The organism is Sporosarcina sp. P26b, assembly GCF_002743245.1.
GTDB lineage: Bacteria > Bacillota > Bacilli > Bacillales_A > Planococcaceae > Sporosarcina > Sporosarcina ureae_C.
On record NZ_PDYW01000004.1, the window covers coordinates 59,912 to 78,440 of the forward strand.

Sequence of the window (18,529 nt, forward strand, 5' to 3'; positions counted from 1 at the left end):
TGAGCACGCTACATCTATTTACCAACACAAAAATGAAAAAACCCGGAAGACTAAGTCTCCCGGGTTTACCTTCATTCTTATAGTCCAGCTTCTACTTCTTTGATCATTTCTTTGATTGATTGAAGTCCGCCACCAGATAGGTACCAGTATTCACCATTCAAATAAACCATTTTTTCGTTCTTGAATGCATTTGTTTTCTTCACTAGGTCATTTTCAACCGAATCTTTTGCTGTTGCACCGTTACCAATTGCTGCGTCGCGGTCGATCACGAAAAGAATATCTGGGTTTGTTTCTAAGATATATTCAAACGTAATATTTTGTCCATGTGTAGAAACTTCAATTTTGTCATCAGCCGGTTCAAAACCGAATACGTCGTGAACTAGTCCGAAACGTGAGCTTGGACCGTATGCACTTACTTTTCCTTCAGTTGCCAAGACGATCAATGCTTTGCTGTCGATTCCTTCAGTTTTAGCTTTGATTTCTTCGATGCTTGCATCTACATTTGCTAATTCAGTATTCATTTCATCTTCTTTATCGAAGATTGTAGCAATTTTACCCATGTTCTCTTTGAAAGATTCCATATAGTTAGATGTATCAACGCCCAAGTAGATAGTTGGTGCGATTTCAGACAACTGGTCATACAAATCTGCTTGACGAGCAGAGATCAGAATTACATCAGGCTTCATTTCATTGATTGCTTCAAAGTCAGGCTCTTTCAAACTACCAAGGTTTTCATACTTTTCATCTTCATACTTAGATAGGTAACCAGGTACGTTTGATTGTGGAAGACCTGCTACCTCTACTCCAAGCTCATCTAATGTATCCAAAGTTCCAAAGTCGAATACTACAACTTTTTCAGGGTTTTTCTCAAGTGTTGTTTCGCCAAGTTCATGTTCAATTGTTACTTCCGTACTTTCTTCAGCTGGCTTATCTTCAGGTGTTGCGTTGTCTGCAGGTTTTTCTTCTTCTTTTGCACCGCCACAAGCAGCTAGTGCAAGCATTAAGATTAGTGCAAATAGGGAGAGTGTAAGTTTTTTCATCTGAATTATAGTCCTCACTTTTCAATTTGATTTTACGAGTTAAAGTAGACGCAAATACGGCAATTCTTCATTTGTTGAATCGGAATCTCCATATCATAGATCTCACGCAATGACTCTGATGTAATAATATCGTTGGTTAAACCGTCCTTGACGACTTTACCATTCTTTAATGCAACGATACGGTCTGAATAGACGGACGCAAAGTTAATGTCATGCAAGACGATAACCACTGTTTTTCCTAAATCATCAACAAGCTGACGCAAGATTTTCATAATCTGTACAGAATGTTTCATATCCAAGTTATTTAGCGGCTCATCCAGTAAAATATAATCCGTATCTTGTGCAATCGTCATCGCAATGAAAGCTCGTTGACGCTGTCCACCGGATAATTCATCCAAATAAGCTTCTTGCATGTCGATCAAGCCCATATATTCAAGCGCCTGATCAACCATCCGCTCATCTTCATCTTGCAAACGGCCCTTACAGTGCGGGAAACGGCCGAATGCGACGAGTTCACGGATTGTCAACTTAACGTTCATGAAGTTGGATTGCTTTAATATCGCAACGCGCTTAGCAAAGTCATTGGATTTCATTTCTTTTACTTTATGTTTATCAAGCAATACTTCGCCCGTGTCGGCATCCATTAATCGACTTACCATTGAAAGAAGAGTAGATTTACCAGCCCCGTTTGGTCCAATGAATGATGTGATTTTTCCACGATGTATATTTACACTGACCTTTTCGACGACTGCTTTTTTGCCATAAAATTTCGTTAGCTCACGAACTTGAATCATGAGGATCGACTCTCCTTTAATAATAAGTAAATAAAGTACATGCCACCGACAAAGTTAATGATCACACTCAGTGTGGTCGAGAAAGAGAAGATGCGTTCGACGATCCACTGACCGCCGACTAATGCAATGATACTCATCAACGCAGCACCCATGATTAAGATTGAATGCTTAAATGTTTTAAAGAATTGATACGACAAATTGGCGACGATTAATCCGAAGAATGTAATCGGTCCTACGAGTGCCGTGGATACCGCAATTAACACGGCGGACAGGATCAGCATCAGTTTGACGACTTTCTGATACGGCACACCGAGGTTTATCGCTGTATCGCGACCCAATGATAAGACATCAAGCTCATTGATATAGCGCCAACCGATAATCAGCGTGATGACCAGTATGGCAAATGCCCACCAGACGAGATCCCCATTAATATTGTTAAAACTCGCAAACATCTTATCTTGCACGCGCAAGAATTCATTCGGGTCAATCATCACTTGCAGGAATGTAGAAATACTTCCAAAGAATGTACCGACTATAATACCGACCAACAACAAGAAGTAGATTGGACGGTTTCCTCTGCCAAATAAAAAGTGATAGAGCAGCAAAGCGAACAATACCATCGCTCCAACCGATAGCATGAAGTTGAATTGCTGATTAATCAGTACGAATGATGTCGATCCGAAAAAGAATATTAGGACGGTTTGCAACAGGATATACAATGAATCCAATCCCATAATACTCGGTGTCAGGATACGGTTATGCGTAATCGTCTGAAAAATGACGGTGGAATATGCCACGGCGACACCTGTCAAAACCATCGCGACTACTTTAATGGCTCTTCTAGGAAGCGCATAGTCATAACTACCGTTCAAGTCATGGAATAAATATAATCCACAAAACACCAATGAAAATGCTAGTAAAATTAGTAACTTCGTTCTGTTACGCATAAGCTTTCCCCCTAAACAACAAGAACAGGAAGATTGCGCTTCCGATGACACCGACCATTAAACTAATCGAGATCTCATACGGGAATATAATAACCCTGCCCAGAATGTCACAGATAAGAAGGAAAACCGCGCCTAGTAATGCGGTATGTGGCAACGTCTTTTGTAGATGATCTCCTTTAAAGATGGAGACGATGTTCGGGATGATTAATCCTAAGAAAGGAATCAGTCCCACTGTCAATACTACAGTTGTCGTAATCAATGCGACTAGGACTAATCCAATATTGACTATACTCTTGTAAGCTAGTCCTAAGTTCTTGGCAAAATCTTCTCCCATTCCCGCCACTGTAAATCGATTCGCATATAAATATGTAATGATTAACACAGGAATACTGATGTATAAAAGCTCATAACGGCCTTTCATGATCATGGAAAAGTCTCCTTGAAGCCAAGCAGACATGTTCTGAATCACGTTAGCTTTAAATGCAAAGAATGTGGTAATGGAAGATAAGATGCTACCGAACATCAATCCAACAAGCGGAATGAATATCGCATCTTTAAATTTAATACGGTCAAGGATTTGCATGAACAAGAATGTACCAAGTAAGGCAAATGTGAATGAGACCGCCATTTTTTCAAGTAGTGTTGCGTTAGTAAATATCAACATAGATACTAAGATTCCAAGCTTGGTCGCGTCTAATGTGCCTGCCGTAGTTGGGGAAACGAATTTATTTCGGCTAAGTTGTTGCATGATTAAACCGGCAATACTCATTCCGGCACCTGCAAGCAGTATCGCGACTAATCGTGGAACTCGACTAATTAAGAAAATCTCTGTTTCTTCTGAGCGCCAGTCTAATAGGTCCGCTGGTGTGATTCGGCTTGCGCCAACAAACAGCGAAACGAATGATAGAAGTATAACCGCTATAATTAAGTAACGTTTCTTCATGAAGAACCTCGATATCGAATATTTGAGCTTTTATCACTTAAATGAAAATGATTATCATTCGCTCATGAACAACATTAACGCGTTTAGCATATGATGTCAACCGCTAACTGAAAATCATTATCAATACTTTTTGTAGAACCCAAACAATGAGACTTCAATACTATGTTTTGTTCCATAAATTGCTTTAAGCAGTAAAAAAACGTTTTCCGTGTAATACGGAAAACGTTTTTTTATTGCTGATTCATCATATCACTCATATCTACTGCACTTTCAAGTATTTCCTTAGGCACTTTGATTTCTTCAATTTCATTGATTTTTGTCATAGTCCCTTTAATGTTTTGTGTAATTTTAGCTTGTTCCCCTTGCTGTTCCAGAACCATAATCATATCCATATCAAAGTCTTTCGTAAAGAATGTCTTTTTATCGAGTGTGATTTTCATATCCACTTTTTCCACTTTCATATCTGATTCTTCTAATAAGGATTCATCTGCTCCCGCTGGCATGTTTTGTTTCATCATATCATTCATAAGCGTCGTGAATTTTTCACCGGAGCCTTTCAATGTTAGTACATATTCATCATTCGTCTGTTCGAATGTAAAATCATCTGCATATTCCTGATACATAGAGAAATCTACTGGTGATTCTTGCGCACCCGCAATTTGTCCCGTTATTTGTTCGTACATATCATCTTCGAACTTCATCCAACTCCCCGATTGTGGGTCTTTCATGAAGAAACCGTCTTCTGTAATGAACTGCTCTACAGCCACTTCTTCACCCTCTAATTGCGTATTGACCGTTTGATGCATAGCCAACGGTTCTAAGATCATGTCCATACTAATTGTTGAGTCAACATCATGCGTACCTTCTCCCATTTGAATCTTCTGCTTAATTTCCATGTCGGAATGCAGACTATGTTGAGTTTCTGAAGCAGCATTTGCCTTTTCCATTACTTCACCGGCTGTTAGTTCACTTTTTACGACTACTTCTTCTTTTTCACCTGTCATTGGATCTTCTTTCGGCTCAGCTGTTTGACCACAAGCACTCAATACAAACGCTAGCGTTCCTGCTGTTAAAATCGTTGTCCACTTTTTCATAGAATTCATCGCTCCTTTTATATACTGTTCTTAAGTAGTTGTACGGTTGACCAAAGAAAAGGGTTCATAGTTCGACCAATATTTACCGATTTGTATCCTTTCTCCCAAATGGATAAGTGAAATTCTTGGTCCATATAAACGAGTGCTCTAAGTATTTCATCTTATTTTTCGTCAAGAGGTTTAGATTCTCGTCAATCGGGCAAACTAGAAGCATCCCACCCCCTTTCTCTTCTTATAAAGATAAAAGGTTTTAGCTGCACGCATTGCGCGTGCAGCTCTTTTTTTGCCTTTCTTCAATTATACTTACTTCAGAACAAATTCTTTCAGTCGTTCACATTCACTTTGTGGCATCTCTACTGTGATAACGGTTCCTTCTTCTTCGTACGCAGTATCTTTAATTGAGGCATTTTCATTAAGATGTGCGATGATTTCGCCACGATCATATGGAATCATTAGCTTACATGTGACATATTGACGGAATAAGTTTTGCTGAATCAATGTTAACAATTCAGTGATACCTTTATTTTCGCCAGCAGACATCCAAATACTTTGATCTTTTATGCGTGGATAGGAGATTTCAGCCAAGTCCGATTTATTATATATATTGATGGTAGGAATACTCTTCACGCCTATATCTTCTAAGGTTTCATTGGTTACATCCATCATATGGCCATGTTCTTCATCAGAAACATCCACGACATGCAATAATAAATCTGCATTCTTAGCTTCTTCTAGCGTCGAACGGAATGCTTGGACGAGATGGTGCGGGAGTTTGGAAACGAAGCCTACCGTATCCGTCAAAATGAATTCTTTTTTGTCAGAGAGCTTGATCTTTCTAACAGCGGTTTCAAGCGTTGCGAATAACATATTCTTTTCACTAACCTCTTTGGATTCATCGACATCCGTATATTGCAATAAGCGATTCATCAACGTCGATTTCCCCGCATTTGTATAGCCCACGATAGATACGACAGGTATGCCGCTTCTTACTCGTTGTTTTCGTTGTGTTTCACGTTGGTCACTTACATGCTCAAGTTCCCGTCGTAGTTTAGCAATCTGATCTTCAATCTTCCGGCGATCGAGCTCAAGCTTTGTTTCACCGGCCCCTTTATTCTGCAAGCCGCCTCCCGTACCGCCACCTTGTCTGCTGAGTGATGCACGAAGTCCAACAAGTCGGGGCAATGTATATTGTAGTTGTGCCAATTCGACTTGCATTTGTGCTTCTCGATTGCGTGCGCGTCTCGCAAAAATATCCAATATAAGCATCGTACGGTCGATGATTTTACATTCTAGTTCCCTTTCAAGATTTCGCAACTGAGAAGGAGATAATTCATCATTGAATATGAGTAAATTTGCTTCCGCATCTTCATAAATGTCCCGGATTTCATCAATCTTTCCTTTTCCAATATAAGTGGATGGATTTTTTCGTTCCAGATTTTGTGACACTTCACCTACGACTTCTACATCTATTGCTTCAGCTAAGTTCTTCAACTCTTCCATTGCATATTCAAAATGCAAATCCTTTTGTTCGTGCACGCCGACAATTACGGCTTTTTCAATTAACACATCCATGCTAGCATCCCTCCGACGTCTTTACATATAGTTTACCCTTCGTTCTGTTGCCTAATCGTTCAATGTGCAATGAATCCCCGCCAAGCGTTGTACTGTGTCTTGTTTTTCTACAAAGCGCAATAAAACATCTCCGATTTGGATGTCATGTGTATCTCCCACTTTCTTTGACAATAACACTGCCCACTCCGCTGTCTCGCGTAATGGATCTTCTACATGGAAAACACATTCTGAAATTCTCTGTTGAGTATGAGTTGCTGTACGTGCACCCGTTTTTTCAAGGCGGGTCTGTCGTTGTGCTTCTGATTCTTCCCATTCAATAAAAAATGGGTAGGGTAATTCATTTGATACACTTTGTTCTATAAAGAGCATCTTCCAACGAAGCACTGTTCCCTCCTCTGTTTTTCGAGAAGCATGAAGAATCTTAGTTGTTGTGAAACCTTTGTTATCTAGTTCCTTCTTCCATTGTTCCATATCTTCAACTGAGAAGCATACAGTCGCCCAGCCGTCCCCTTGTTGCTGATCATAAAAGTATTGTGCAATAAGTGGTTGGTCGGCGGCTGCGGCTTGCGCTTTTTCGAGATCTTCTACTGTAAGCCATTCAATATATACATTATCGGTATACAATAATGCATTGGCGGTTCCCCAGTTCTCATGCTGTCCGCCCACTATTGCCTGATTGCCTTTTGCACGTTGTTCTTTGACTACGTTTTTAACGTGATCGCGAGTGAAATAGACAATGTGATCAAGTTTCATACTGAACATACCCTCCTTGATAGATGATTTCCTTCTATCTTAACAAACCTTTCCTCCCAAACGGCATTCCCCGACTTCCCCCACGATGGAATACTTTGTCTCCGTTCCGAATATTTTGTATGATGAAAGCAGAAAATCAGACACTATTTCTCGGGAAATCAACTACTTCGACAGGAGGTAACCATAATGAAGCATCAAGAATGGCTAACGTATACAGTGGAATTGGCTGTAGTAAATGTTCAGAATGGCGGCGGTCCGTTTGCTGCGATACTAGTGAAGGATGGAGAAATCATCGGTTTAGGTGTGAATCCACCGTCAACCGTAAATGACCCAACAGCCCATGCTGAGTTACTGGCAATCCAAGAAGCGTGTGCACACTTACAAACGCACGATTTGTCAGATTGTGTATTATATGCAAGCGGTGAGCCTTGTCCGATGTGCCTTGGTGCGTCATATTGGGCTACTGTCGGACAAATATTTTATGCATGCAGTAAAGAAGAGGCGCATCAAGCAATAGGTTTTGCAGATCCTCTGATAGAATTCTTTCCGGATCAGCAACTATCTCCAGAAAAACGTTCTGTCCCATTCATTCAGAATAAAATAACAGATGCAACAAAACCTTTCTTAGTATGGGATCAACAGCAGTCCAGATAATCTTCTCTGTTTCCTGAAAGGTCAGAATGGTGTAGGATAAAAGAATAGTTTCAGGAAGTTTTGACCTGATAAAAACGAATGCGGAGGGATTGTATGGTAATCGATTTATTAAAGTCTCACTCATCAGTTCGACGTTACAAAGATGAACCGATCTCAAGAGAAACAGTAATGGAATTAATTAAGGCAGGTCAGCACGCGGCAAGTTCTCACTTTGTGCAAGCTTGTACCGTCATGTATGTAACGGACACTGAAAAACGTGGACAACTAGCGGAGCTTTCTAAGAACCGCCGCCAATTCTATACAGCAGGAGCCGTATTGGTCTTTTGTATGGACTACAACCGATTATCTCACGCTGCACGTTTACACGGTCAGGAAATTGACTATACCGTAGCAGAGAATGTATTGGTAGGCGCAATTGATGTAGGTCTATTCTCGCAAAATGTCGTCATCGCAGCTGAATCAAAAGGGTATGGTATTTGCTATATCGGCGGCGTACGGAATGCTATGGAAGAAATTTCGGAAGTACTGGAACTACCTAAAGGTGTTGTACCGTTATTTGGCTTGTCGATTGGTGTTCCAAATGAATCCAATGGTGTCAAACCACGGTTACCTGTAGAAGCAGTCTTACATGAAAATACGTATAACGAAGAAAAATACAATGATCTATTACCAGCATATGATGAAATCATGAAAGAATACTACGCTACCCGCGACTCCAATCAACGTGAAACTACATGGACAAAGGAAATGGCAGACTTCCTTGAAGCACCGAGAAGAGCCGAACTTCAAGCATTCTTGCAAAAGCAAGGATTCCTATTGAACTGAACACAGACAGGAGTGTCAAACAATGTCAGTAGATGACGTGCTGGAACTACTCCAGCGACGCATGACAGATGGAACATTCATCCGCGCGACCATTAGTCGACCACGAATGAAATCCAATGATGTAAAGAGAATTAAGTTAAAACCACTTGAATTAAAAGGTGCATTTTATATTCAATTTGAATATCAGCATGAACGTGTTCTAAAACACGAAAATATAGCACTTGAAGATGTGGCAAAGCCGCTTCATGATGCGTTGGAAAACTTCAAACAGTTTCATATTGATTTATCCGATGAAACGATGCAGATTCAGATTTCTAAAAAAATGAAAGTATCCATCAAACGCATTTTCCTAAACACGGAGAAGACCGTTGACTATGCACATAATCGGACAAAGAATTATGCTTTACATGAAGGTACACCATACCCATTCCTTATCCGTCTTGGTGTCCAAACGCCAGAAGGTAAAGTCAAAAATCAAAAACACGATAAGTTTCGTCAGATTAACCGCTTCGTCGAATTGATCGATGACACTCTATCGCATTTACCAAAGGACCGCCCTATTCGTATCTTAGACTTCGGATCAGGTAAATCTTATTTGACGTTCGCATTGTATCACTACTTGCGAATCGAAAAAGGACTCGACATTCGGGTCACGGGATTGGACTTAAAAAAAGAAGTTATTGAAGAGTGTCAGGAAATTGCCCGTGATCTGCATTATGATCAGCTCGAATTCTTAGTAGGCGATATCAATGAATATGATGGGGATACGGCAGTCGACATGGTCGTAACGCTCCACGCATGTGATGTAGCAACTGATATGGCATTAGCAAAAGCCGTTAACTGGGGAGCTTCGGTTATTCTATCCGTTCCTTGTTGTCAGCATGAGCTATTTTCACAAGTTCAAGCTCCTGCACTGGATGTCATGCTGCAGCATGGTCTAGTAAAGGAACGTTTTACTGCACTTGCAACTGATTCGATTCGTGCCGAACTGTTAACTTTAGTCGGTTACGAAGCACAGCTTGTTGAATTCATCGATATGGAACATACACCAAAGAACATATTGATTCGAGCCTATCGAAACGACAAGCAACCGAGTACTGAGCAAGTCACACGCTATACGGCGTTTAGAAATATGCTGCAAGCAAAGCCATTTCTTGAGAATGAATTAAAACCACTTCTCGGATTTCTGCCTTCAGAAGTCTAAGAAAAAAGGATCGCCACAACGTCTCTGACGATGTAGTGATCCTTTTTATATCCTTATAGCTGTGGTAAATGCTCGATAATACTGTCGACTGCCTTTTCAATATAGTGCGGTTCTGTACCAAGATTCAAACGGATAAATCCTTTGGAGTTTTCTCCGAACCACTCTCCGTAATCGATAGCCAATCTACATGTATCTTGGACGAATTCTTTCACACCATTTGGCTCGATATATGCGCGTAAATCAATCCATAGTAAGTACGTTCCTTCAAGTGGAGTAATTACTAATTTAGGTGCATGTGCAGTAAATTGTTCCACTGCATAGCGTGCATTTGCTTGAACAACTTCGCGCAAACCTTCTAGCCAGTCTGCGCCATGATTATATGCTGCCTCTGCAGCGGTCATGCCAAGCATATTTACCTCAGTCTGATTTACCGATTTCACGAACGTATCGAATTGCTTCAATAACACTTCGTTTTCAATAATAATCTGTGATGTCAACAAACCTGCCAAGTTGAATGTTTTCGACGCGGCCGTAACAGTTATGACACGGTCAGCGAATTTACCGTCTGCGACAATGGCAGATGGTATGTGTTTATGATCGTCAAACGTCATATCATGATGGATTTCATCCGATACAACTAGCACGTCATGCTTATCACAAATAGACAACAGTTTTTCAGCTTCCTCAGCCGTCCATACACGGCCAACAGGATTATGCGGTGTACAATGAATGAACAACTTCACGTCACGATCTACTATTTGCTTTTCAAAGTCTTCAAAATCGATCGTATAGACACCATTCGAGTTGACGAGTTCGCTACTGATCAGAGTACGGCCAGTATCTTTCACTGCGTTCGCAAACGGGTAATAGACTGGCGACAGGATGATCACGGCATCTTCAGGTTTTGTAAATGCATTGACGAACCAGTATAACGCAGTAACGACACCTGTAGAGAAGCGCATCCATTCCTGTTTCACTTCATATCCGTGCTGATCACGCTCCCACTTAATGAATGCGTCATAATAAGAATCCGGCGCATATGTATAGCCAAATACTCCAAAGTCGACTTTTTCTTTCATCGCATCTATCACTTGCTCTGGTGCTTTAAATTCCATATCCGCTACCCATGCTGCAAGTAAATCCGCATCACCGAAACGTTCCTCAAGCTTGTCCCATTTCAAGGAGTTCGTACCTTTTCGATCAATTGCATAGCGTTGTAAAAATTCTTCTTTATTCATGTAGAAACCTCCGCTGTTTTCAATTTTCAAGCAGTCATTCTATTCAGATTGTATCATATGTAATCATTTGCTTCCCACGTTGTTGTTAAGATTTTATTTGGGGTATACTATATTATCGAACTGAAATGCAGCTGGAGGTAATGAAGGTGAGAAAATGGAATACCGCACTTGTTTTAACAGCACTACTACTCTTTTTTTCCATTCAGTCTGTCAGTGCACAAACGACAGATGTAAAATATATAGATGTTCCCAACCACCATTGGGCGAAAAATGAGATTATGCAACTAGATGAAATGAAAGTGATCACCGGGAATTTCGACATGCAATTCCATCCCGAAACTCCCCTAACTAAAGGACAGGTCGCTGTTTCGTTATCCAAAATATTCGGTTCAGAACTACTAGACAAATCTTATGGTTTTTCAGACATTACGTGGGGTTCCGATAAAGGACGCTTTGCATTAACTGCTGTAAAGAATGGATGGATTCAACCTAGTAGTCCAGGCTATTTCGGATTTGATGAACCCGTGACGAAGACCGAGCTATGGGAAGCATTCAATACTGCTTTTAAGCTGGAGAAAGACATTGGGAAAGTGTTATCTACTAGTTGGCCATCTAGTTCAGATAGAGCTACTTTGCAGAACATTCCTGTATACACGTTTCCTCAAATAGAGGAATTTCTTCATTACGGTGACTCGATTGTTTCGAGAGCGTATTTTTCAAAAGCATTGCACGGGATCCTAGTGAAAACCAACCGCATTAAGCAATCAAAGCACTACACACTTTCTGCTCCGGTAGAATCCGATACCTATATTACCAGTGTACCCGAGACCTATTTAGGAAATGTACCGTTCAGTACGCACCCTCTTTATTTGCGCTCTGAGGAGGCATTTGAATATAAAGACTTTACGCAAACTAACTATGGTTTCTCGCGTGACAGCACATATACGTACGCTGTTGGAAATGAAGGTGCAGAAATAAAATTAACAGTCCGTGATTTGCCTAATAAAGATGTGTTTGTATTTTCGGAACTAACCAATCCTACTGAAACATCTATTACGGTAGAAGTACTTCAAAAAGAACAAAATATCGCACGTTTTGATTTATTCCGCTACGATCGCTATCCACTCATGCGGGAAAACACGGATTTAGCTGATGCAGATATGACAACGTATCCAACAGGCGTGTTACGCTTCATTAAGACAGACGGCACGGTAGAAGAACGAATGATTGGGCAAGCGTATCAATCCAAACAACTATCTCTTCGCTATGATAATGGCGAACAAAGTGTCTCACGCGAACTTCTGGACGAGCGGGAAAACTTTTCCTATGCATTGGCGGGTAAAACACTGCTATCTTCTTATACACTTCAAGCGAATACAGGGGAAATTGCTGATCATTGGTATGTAGACTCCGATGAACAATTGTTCAATTCAAAAGAAGACATATTCAAGTGGATGAGAGAAACTAGCCAAAACCACAAGAAGCGTAATAAGTGGTACACGGCAGATGGATCGTATAATAAGCTAGCGGACTCTACAGAACCTATGCCTATTACGGGGCAAAACTACGGTCGTACATTATTAATGCTGAAAGAAGATCGCGCACTGACCCTTTACCATGAAAATAAAGGACGGTACTTCGAAAATCTGGTCTATAACGCTTTCGTCAACTTGAAGAATTTTAAACAAGATAAAGATTATTGGGAAACAGAAGTAACAAGTACGTATTTGAAAAACTTATATGATATTCACGCACCGTTCATCGATACACGTTTCAATGAACAAATCGCGTTATTCTATTATAAAATTGGCGGGGAGTTTGGAATTCCTTCTGCGAATGAACCGTTGCGTGATTATGCGGACCTACTTGTTTCTCAACAACAAAAAGGAAATATTAATCGTGTAGCTAGCGATGCGTTTTACATTGCGGACTACTTCCCGATTAATCAGAAAGTCACGACACACACATCCATGAACCATGCTCTAGGCGGAATGAATATCTTGCTCATGTCCTATCAAGAGTTCGGTGATTGGCGATATCTTCAAACCGCGCGTAATATACAGCGTGCAATTACTTATCAAAAGGATAAATGGATTCGAGATAATGGTGACATCTGGTACAAGATTTCCCCTGAATCCAAATTTGAAGGTGATGATTATAAACATCTGACATTGGAAGACTTGATTGAATCGTATCAACTGTGGCAGCGAATTGATCCTAGTCAATTGCCAACATTGAAGCAACTAATCATTTCTAAGGCTACCTTCCTATCGAATGAAAAACTTGGCTACACGACAAAGATAAAAAAAGGCTTGAAGAAAATTGGTTTATACGAATACCTTCCTGAAGGTGACGAAGTGACGGACGCGTTATAAATGCAGTAAATCCTACACTTTGAACGAATGGACTTACTGCGTTACACTACAAGTACAGTAAAGTTCAACTTAGGAAGGAGATTCACATGACACAATTATTTAACGCTCTTGTAGTAGACAAGCACGAAGAAGATTTTTCAGTACAGGTTAAACAGCTCACATTAAACGATCTGCCTGAAGGTGACGTATTGATTCGCGTCCACTATTCAGGCATCAACTACAAAGACAGTTTAGCATCGATTCCAAATGGAAATATCGTACAGAGCTACCCAATGATACCCGGTATCGACTTAGCTGGGGTAGTGGAATCTTCAACAGATGATCGATTTAAACCGGGTGATGAAGTCATCGCAACTAGTTATGAAATTGGCGTTTCGCACTTTGGTGGATACAGTGAATATGCTAGCGTGAAATCAGAGTGGGTAGTTCCACTTCCGGAAGGTCTTTCATTAAAAGAAGCTATGATTATTGGAACAGCTGGCTTCACGGCTGCATTGTCCGTTCAACGTTTAGAGGAAAATCATTTATCTTCTGAAAAAGGTAAGGTGCTAGTAACTGGAGCAACAGGCGGTGTTGGAAGTTTTGCGATTTCATTTTTATCGAAGCTCGGTTATGAAGTCGAAGCAAGTACAGGTAAAAATGAGGAACATGCTTATTTGAAGTCTATTGGGGCAACTTCGATTGTTTCCCGCGAAGAGGTGTATGACGGAAAGATCCGAGCTCTTGGTAAACAAAAGTGGGCAGCAGCCGTAGATCCGGTTGGCGGAGAACCACTCGCTTCTTTGTTAAGTCAAATCGATTATGGTGGATCGGTGGCAGTGAGCGGATTAACCGCTGGAACAAAAATTCCGACGGCCGTCTTCCCATTTATCTTACGTGGAGTGAATTTGCTCGGTATTGATTCGGTCTATTGCCCGATGGAAACTCGCAAAAAAGTTTGGGACCGACTTGCAAATGACTTGAAGCTTTCTAATTTAGAGCAACTCGTTCAACAGGAAATCTCTTTACATGAACTTTCCGATGCCCTTCCGACATTATTGAAAGGTCAAGCACGTGGCAGAACCATTGTGAAACTAGCTTAATACTATAAAAGCCATCCTCGCAAAGCGAGGATGGCTTTTATGTATTATTCTTCTAGTAACTCCAACGTGTCATCGTATTCTTTTTGAATAACCGGATCATGTTTATACGTTACTTTACTTACGAGAACCGCAACAAGTAGACACAATGCAAATCCAGGAACAATTTCATACAATGCATCGTGAAGGAAATCTATACTTCCCCAAATCCCTACCGTTATAGCACCAATAATCATACCGTATAATGCTCCTTTAGCCGTGAGCTTTCTCCAGTATAATGATAAGAGAATAATCGGGCCAAACGCTCCTCCAAAACCTGCCCATGCAAACGAAACAAGTTTTAAAACAGATTCTTTATTAGGCCAAGCAAGAACCATTGCAATAATCGCCACCACTAGTACTGCCATACGCCCTAAAAACACATAGCGACTCTCAGAAGCGTCAGTTTTTATCACCGCTTTATACAAGTCTTCAATCAAAGCCGATGATGTCACAATCAACTGTGAAGAGATCGTACTCATAATAGCCGCCAATACAGCCGCCAGCATGATACCTGCGATGAGCGGATGGAATATGATCTGCCCCAGAACAATAAAGACTGTTTCAGGATCTGCCAATTCCACACTATTTTGCTGGAAGTATGCTATACCAATGAGCGCAGTAGCGATCGCACCGATCAAACTCAGCAACATCCAGCCAATACCGATTCTTCTCGCACTCTTTGTCTCTTTCACTGAAGTGATCGCCATGAAACGTACGATGATATGTGGCTGTCCAAAATAACCAAGACCCCATGCTACTGAGGATATTATTGTGACAACACTGACGCCTGACACAATGTTAAACAACGCCGGGTCGACTTCACGTATACTTGCTGCTGTTTCAGAGAAACCACCTGTAACAAAGATTCCGAACGTTGGTACTAAAATCAGTGCCAAAAACATAATTAGACCTTGTACAAAATCTGTATAGCTAACTGCTAAAAATCCGCCGAACAATGTATAAGCCAGAACTACGACCGATACAATGATAAGACCTGTATGGTAGTCCAATCCAAACGAGCTCTGGAAGAACTTCCCTCCCGCGACCATTCCGGAAGATACGTAGAATGTGAAGAATACCAAAATAATTATTCCTGAAGCCACTCTCAATAAACGAGATGTATCTTTCAATCTGTTATCCAAAAAACTCGGGATGGTGATGGAGTTATTCGATATTTGGGTATAAGCACGCAAACGCGGTGCAACAAATAACCAGTTCAGATAAGCACCCACTGTCAAGCCTATTGCGATCCATGCTTCACCGAGTCCACTTAAATAGATAGCACCAGGCAAGCCCATCAATAGCCAACCCGACATATCAGAAGCACCTGCACTTAACGCGGTGACTGCTGGTCCAAGAGAACGCCCGCCTAGCATATAATCAGTTAGATTCGAGGTTCGCTTGAATGCATACCAACCGATTAGCAGCATAGCTACCATGTAGACAATAATAGAAATAAGTTGATACATTTGCTCAGTCATCTAATCAACTCCCCCCCTTTCAATCAATATACCTATATTACCTTATGAATAGTGCAGTTTGCACCTTTATTTAGTGATTCGTAGAATAGAACTACTTTTCTCGACAGTATTTCCCGGGAAATCACACCCTTTGACATAGGAAATTCTAGTGACGATTTTGCATACTATGCAGTTATATTGAAACCTATTTTCACATCATAACGTATATATACAAATTGAAGGGGGAGATTGGATGTTACACACGACAACGAATGTTCTACAGGGCAAAACGATTGAGACTTATCATGGAATTGTATCCGGTGAAACCATTATGGGAGCCAATATCGTTCGGGATATTTTTGCGTCTGTCACCGATATTGTGGGTGGCCGCAGTGCTGCATATGAAAGTAAGCTAACAGAAGCACGTCAAACGGCAATCGACGAAATGTCACAGAAAGCGAGTGCTATGGGAGCAAACGCAGTAATTGGGGTAGACTTGGATTTCGAGATGGTTCGTGAAGGTATGATGATGTGCATTGCAACCGGTACAGCTGTTACGTATCGGGACGGAGAATAAAACAGCAGAAAACCTCATCTTTTTATAAGATGAGGTTTTCTTGTCTACATGGAGACTAATTATCACTTTTTATTTTTTGCCATTTTTGTAGATTCTGTCAGATGACTTACAAAGGATTGTTACTCTATCATCGTAAAGTCTGTAATACTATGCTATCAATCGCTTAAGGTTCCATTTCGATTGCTTTTTCATTTTCAATTTCATTGAGGAATGACATTTGGTGTCCTGGAAAACCGTTCATCTTCCAATCTTCAATAGTGTGATTTCCATTATAGATCGGATTCGAATAGACGCCTTGCAATGTAGCAGAACGCAATAAGCGGAAGAATAAAGCTGAGTCTACACCTTCCATACTTACCTTATTGTTTTGGAAAGAAGCCAAAATTCGATCCATTTGTACCTCTTCCAATTCAACGAAACGTTTGCCGAATAAACTACTAGCTTCTTCCTCTAATTTCGCAATCCCCTGTCTAAATATTTCCGCACATGTTAGATCGGTCTGATAGCCTGCCTTCGGTTCACCAGGATAGAAAGCCCCTTGCATATGCTCTTCTGTATTACTGCCATAGGGACCGGCTAATTGATTATCAATGAAGAATGGTACACCTAATCCAAGCGCGCCAGAACCGATTTCGTCTTTAGAAAAGATTCGTTCAACAGCTGCGGTTAATGTTTCGAACTCCTCTGGATTAGTAAAAAACACTCTACTGCGAGTATTCACTTCTGATTCCACATTTTTAGACTTGTCCTCTTTTACAACATTCATGGATTTCTTGCTTTTATATCCAACTAGTCCGCCAATCAGACCTCCACCTAGCAAAGCCCCTGTAGCAATCCCAGTAGTTTTCAAAAAGCCGCGTTTAGTTACACTTGATTTCTTTCGTGTTTCGATAATTCATCCTCCTCCGATTTTTTCTTAGACAATGAGCATTATTGTTTGTCCATACTCCATTGTATGAACGTCAACCGGTAAATAGAATAGAAAATAAAAAAACACATAGCATGGTTGCTGTGTGTTCGATAATGCTTTTATATTCTGCACGAACTTATTAACCCAATATCTCTGCTACACGCCCAACTTGCCCATCTTCAAGCCGCACTTTAATACCGTGGGGATGGAAACTTGAGTTTGTCAGTAAATCTTTAACAATGCCTTCTGTTTTTACCCCACTACGTTGATCCTTCTTCAAAATAACCGCAACGCGTAAACCTGGTTTAATATCTGATCGATTCTGTCCATTCATATACTAATCGCTCCTCTTTTTTATTTAAGTGTACCATATGAATGACCTTCCCTTCTTCAAGTACTTCGGATGAATGAAGATGTAATGCATGATACAATAAAGACTATCAAACTAGGAGGGGTTTTTATGCGATTAACAGTATACCTAGCTGGGGAGATTCATACATCTTGGCGAGAAGAAGTCAAACAACAAGCAAAAGATCTTCAATTACCTGTCGACTTTGTCGGACCTATGGAAGACCATGACCGTTCGGACAACATCGGAGAAGAGATTCTAGGAGAACAGCCCGATAAAATCTTCAAAGACGTCGCTGCTTCTAGCCTTAATAACTTACGGACTGAAATTTTACTAAAGAAATCGGATGTTGTCATCGCGCTATTTGGCGAACAGTATAAGCAGTGGAACACCGCTATGGACGCAAGTGCAGCAGTAACTTTTGGGAAACCACTCATTTTAATCCGCCAAGAAAAGCATCATCACCCATTAAAAGAACTATCCCGCAAAGCACATGTTACAGTGGAGTCGGTAGACCAGGCAGTCTTAGCACTGAAATATATTTTCGAATAAATTATATACAGAGGACAAGCCTATCAAATTTTAGCGCTTGTTCTCTGTTTTTCATTTGAAACTTCTTGTCCTAAACTGAAAGTTCTATCAGCATGTAGTGGAAAAAAATGATAGAATAGGA

At 40.6% G+C, this 18,529-nt stretch carries 18 protein-coding genes; 7 read left to right on the plus strand and 11 right to left on the minus strand.

Annotated features, from left to right (window positions below; all coding sequences use genetic code 11):
* Positions 1–77 precede the first annotated feature (77 nt).
* From CSV69_RS05845 to CSV69_RS05875, 7 genes are all read right to left on the minus strand, one after another.
* Positions 78–1,040, minus strand: a complete 963-nt coding sequence (locus CSV69_RS05845; RefSeq protein WP_085427398.1) for a siderophore ABC transporter substrate-binding protein — start codon at positions 1,038–1,040, stop codon at positions 78–80.
* Positions 1,041–1,072: 32 nt separating this feature from the next.
* Complete coding sequence (locus tag CSV69_RS05850) at positions 1,073–1,834, minus strand: iron ABC transporter ATP-binding protein (protein ID WP_085427399.1); 762 nt, start codon at positions 1,832–1,834, stop codon at positions 1,073–1,075.
* The gene (locus CSV69_RS05855) at positions 1,831–2,781 is read right to left on the minus strand and encodes an iron chelate uptake ABC transporter family permease subunit (protein WP_085427400.1); all 951 of its coding nucleotides are present in this window, start codon (positions 2,779–2,781) and stop codon (positions 1,831–1,833) included. Before CSV69_RS05855 ends, CSV69_RS05850 begins: the two co-directional genes overlap by 4 nt.
* On the minus strand, positions 2,774–3,724 hold the full coding sequence (locus CSV69_RS05860; RefSeq protein ID WP_085427401.1) for an ABC transporter permease: 951 nt from the start codon (positions 3,722–3,724) through the stop codon (positions 2,774–2,776). Before CSV69_RS05860 ends, CSV69_RS05855 begins: the two co-directional genes overlap by 8 nt.
* Positions 3,725–3,954: 230 nt before the next feature.
* Entirely contained in the window at positions 3,955–4,818 is an 864-nt protein-coding gene (locus CSV69_RS05865) for a DUF6612 family protein (protein ID WP_099692946.1), read from the minus strand.
* A gap of 303 nt (positions 4,819–5,121) precedes the next feature.
* Positions 5,122–6,390, minus strand: a complete 1,269-nt coding sequence (hflX, locus tag CSV69_RS05870) for a GTPase HflX (protein WP_099692947.1) — start codon at positions 6,388–6,390, stop codon at positions 5,122–5,124.
* 51 nt (positions 6,391–6,441) lie between these two features.
* Positions 6,442–7,143, minus strand: coding sequence for a VOC family protein (locus CSV69_RS05875; RefSeq protein WP_158232615.1), 702 nt, complete (start codon positions 7,141–7,143; stop codon positions 6,442–6,444).
* Positions 7,144–7,329: 186 nt separating this feature from the next.
* Here CSV69_RS05875 and CSV69_RS05880 point away from each other — a divergent pair, with 186 nt between their 5' ends.
* The 3 genes from CSV69_RS05880 (at position 7,330) to CSV69_RS05890 (ending at position 9,826) form a co-directional block, all read left to right on the plus strand.
* Positions 7,330–7,797 (plus strand): nucleoside deaminase, encoded by a 468-nt coding sequence (locus CSV69_RS05880; protein WP_085427405.1) that lies wholly within the window; start codon positions 7,330–7,332, stop codon positions 7,795–7,797.
* 93 nt (positions 7,798–7,890) lie between these two features.
* Positions 7,891–8,622, plus strand: a complete 732-nt coding sequence (nfsA, locus tag CSV69_RS05885; RefSeq protein WP_099624819.1) for an oxygen-insensitive NADPH nitroreductase — start codon at positions 7,891–7,893, stop codon at positions 8,620–8,622.
* A 22-nt stretch (positions 8,623–8,644) separates the two neighbouring features.
* The gene (locus tag CSV69_RS05890) at positions 8,645–9,826 is read left to right on the plus strand and encodes a class I SAM-dependent methyltransferase (RefSeq protein ID WP_099692948.1); all 1,182 of its coding nucleotides are present in this window, start codon (positions 8,645–8,647) and stop codon (positions 9,824–9,826) included.
* Positions 9,827–9,879: 53 nt separating this feature from the next.
* On the opposite strand, the gene CSV69_RS05895 is transcribed toward CSV69_RS05890, so the two are convergent.
* Positions 9,880–11,064, minus strand: a complete 1,185-nt coding sequence (locus CSV69_RS05895) for a MalY/PatB family protein (protein ID WP_085427408.1) — start codon at positions 11,062–11,064, stop codon at positions 9,880–9,882.
* Between the two features lie 146 nt (positions 11,065–11,210).
* Between CSV69_RS05895 and CSV69_RS05900 the strand changes: the two genes are divergently transcribed.
* Entirely contained in the window at positions 11,211–13,439 is a 2,229-nt protein-coding gene (locus tag CSV69_RS05900; protein ID WP_158232616.1) for an S-layer homology domain-containing protein, read from the plus strand.
* Positions 13,440–13,525: 86 nt separating this feature from the next.
* A complete protein-coding gene (locus tag CSV69_RS05905) occupies positions 13,526–14,521 on the plus strand; it encodes an NADPH:quinone oxidoreductase family protein (protein ID WP_099692949.1) in 996 nt (331 codons plus the stop codon).
* Positions 14,522–14,565: 44 nt separating this feature from the next.
* Here CSV69_RS05905 and putP read toward each other — a convergent pair whose 3' ends face one another.
* The gene (putP, locus tag CSV69_RS05910) at positions 14,566–16,041 is read right to left on the minus strand and encodes a sodium/proline symporter PutP (protein ID WP_085427411.1); all 1,476 of its coding nucleotides are present in this window, start codon (positions 16,039–16,041) and stop codon (positions 14,566–14,568) included.
* Between the two features lie 232 nt (positions 16,042–16,273).
* Between putP and CSV69_RS05915 the strand changes: the two genes are divergently transcribed.
* Complete coding sequence (locus CSV69_RS05915; protein ID WP_085427412.1) at positions 16,274–16,597, plus strand: YbjQ family protein; 324 nt, start codon at positions 16,274–16,276, stop codon at positions 16,595–16,597.
* A gap of 163 nt (positions 16,598–16,760) precedes the next feature.
* Here CSV69_RS05915 and CSV69_RS05920 read toward each other — a convergent pair whose 3' ends face one another.
* Together CSV69_RS05920 and CSV69_RS05925 are read right to left on the minus strand one after the other, a co-directional pair.
* Positions 16,761–17,447 (minus strand): gluconate 2-dehydrogenase subunit 3 family protein, encoded by a 687-nt coding sequence (locus CSV69_RS05920; protein WP_233192333.1) that lies wholly within the window; start codon positions 17,445–17,447, stop codon positions 16,761–16,763.
* A gap of 199 nt (positions 17,448–17,646) precedes the next feature.
* Positions 17,647–17,841 (minus strand): YwbE family protein, encoded by a 195-nt coding sequence (locus CSV69_RS05925; protein WP_099692950.1) that lies wholly within the window; start codon positions 17,839–17,841, stop codon positions 17,647–17,649.
* Between the two features lie 126 nt (positions 17,842–17,967).
* Between CSV69_RS05925 and CSV69_RS05930 the strand changes: the two genes are divergently transcribed.
* Positions 17,968–18,408: a YtoQ family protein gene (locus CSV69_RS05930; protein WP_085427415.1), complete on the plus strand. Its 441-nt coding sequence runs from the start codon at positions 17,968–17,970 to the stop codon at positions 18,406–18,408.
* Positions 18,409–18,529: the final 121 nt, after the last annotated feature.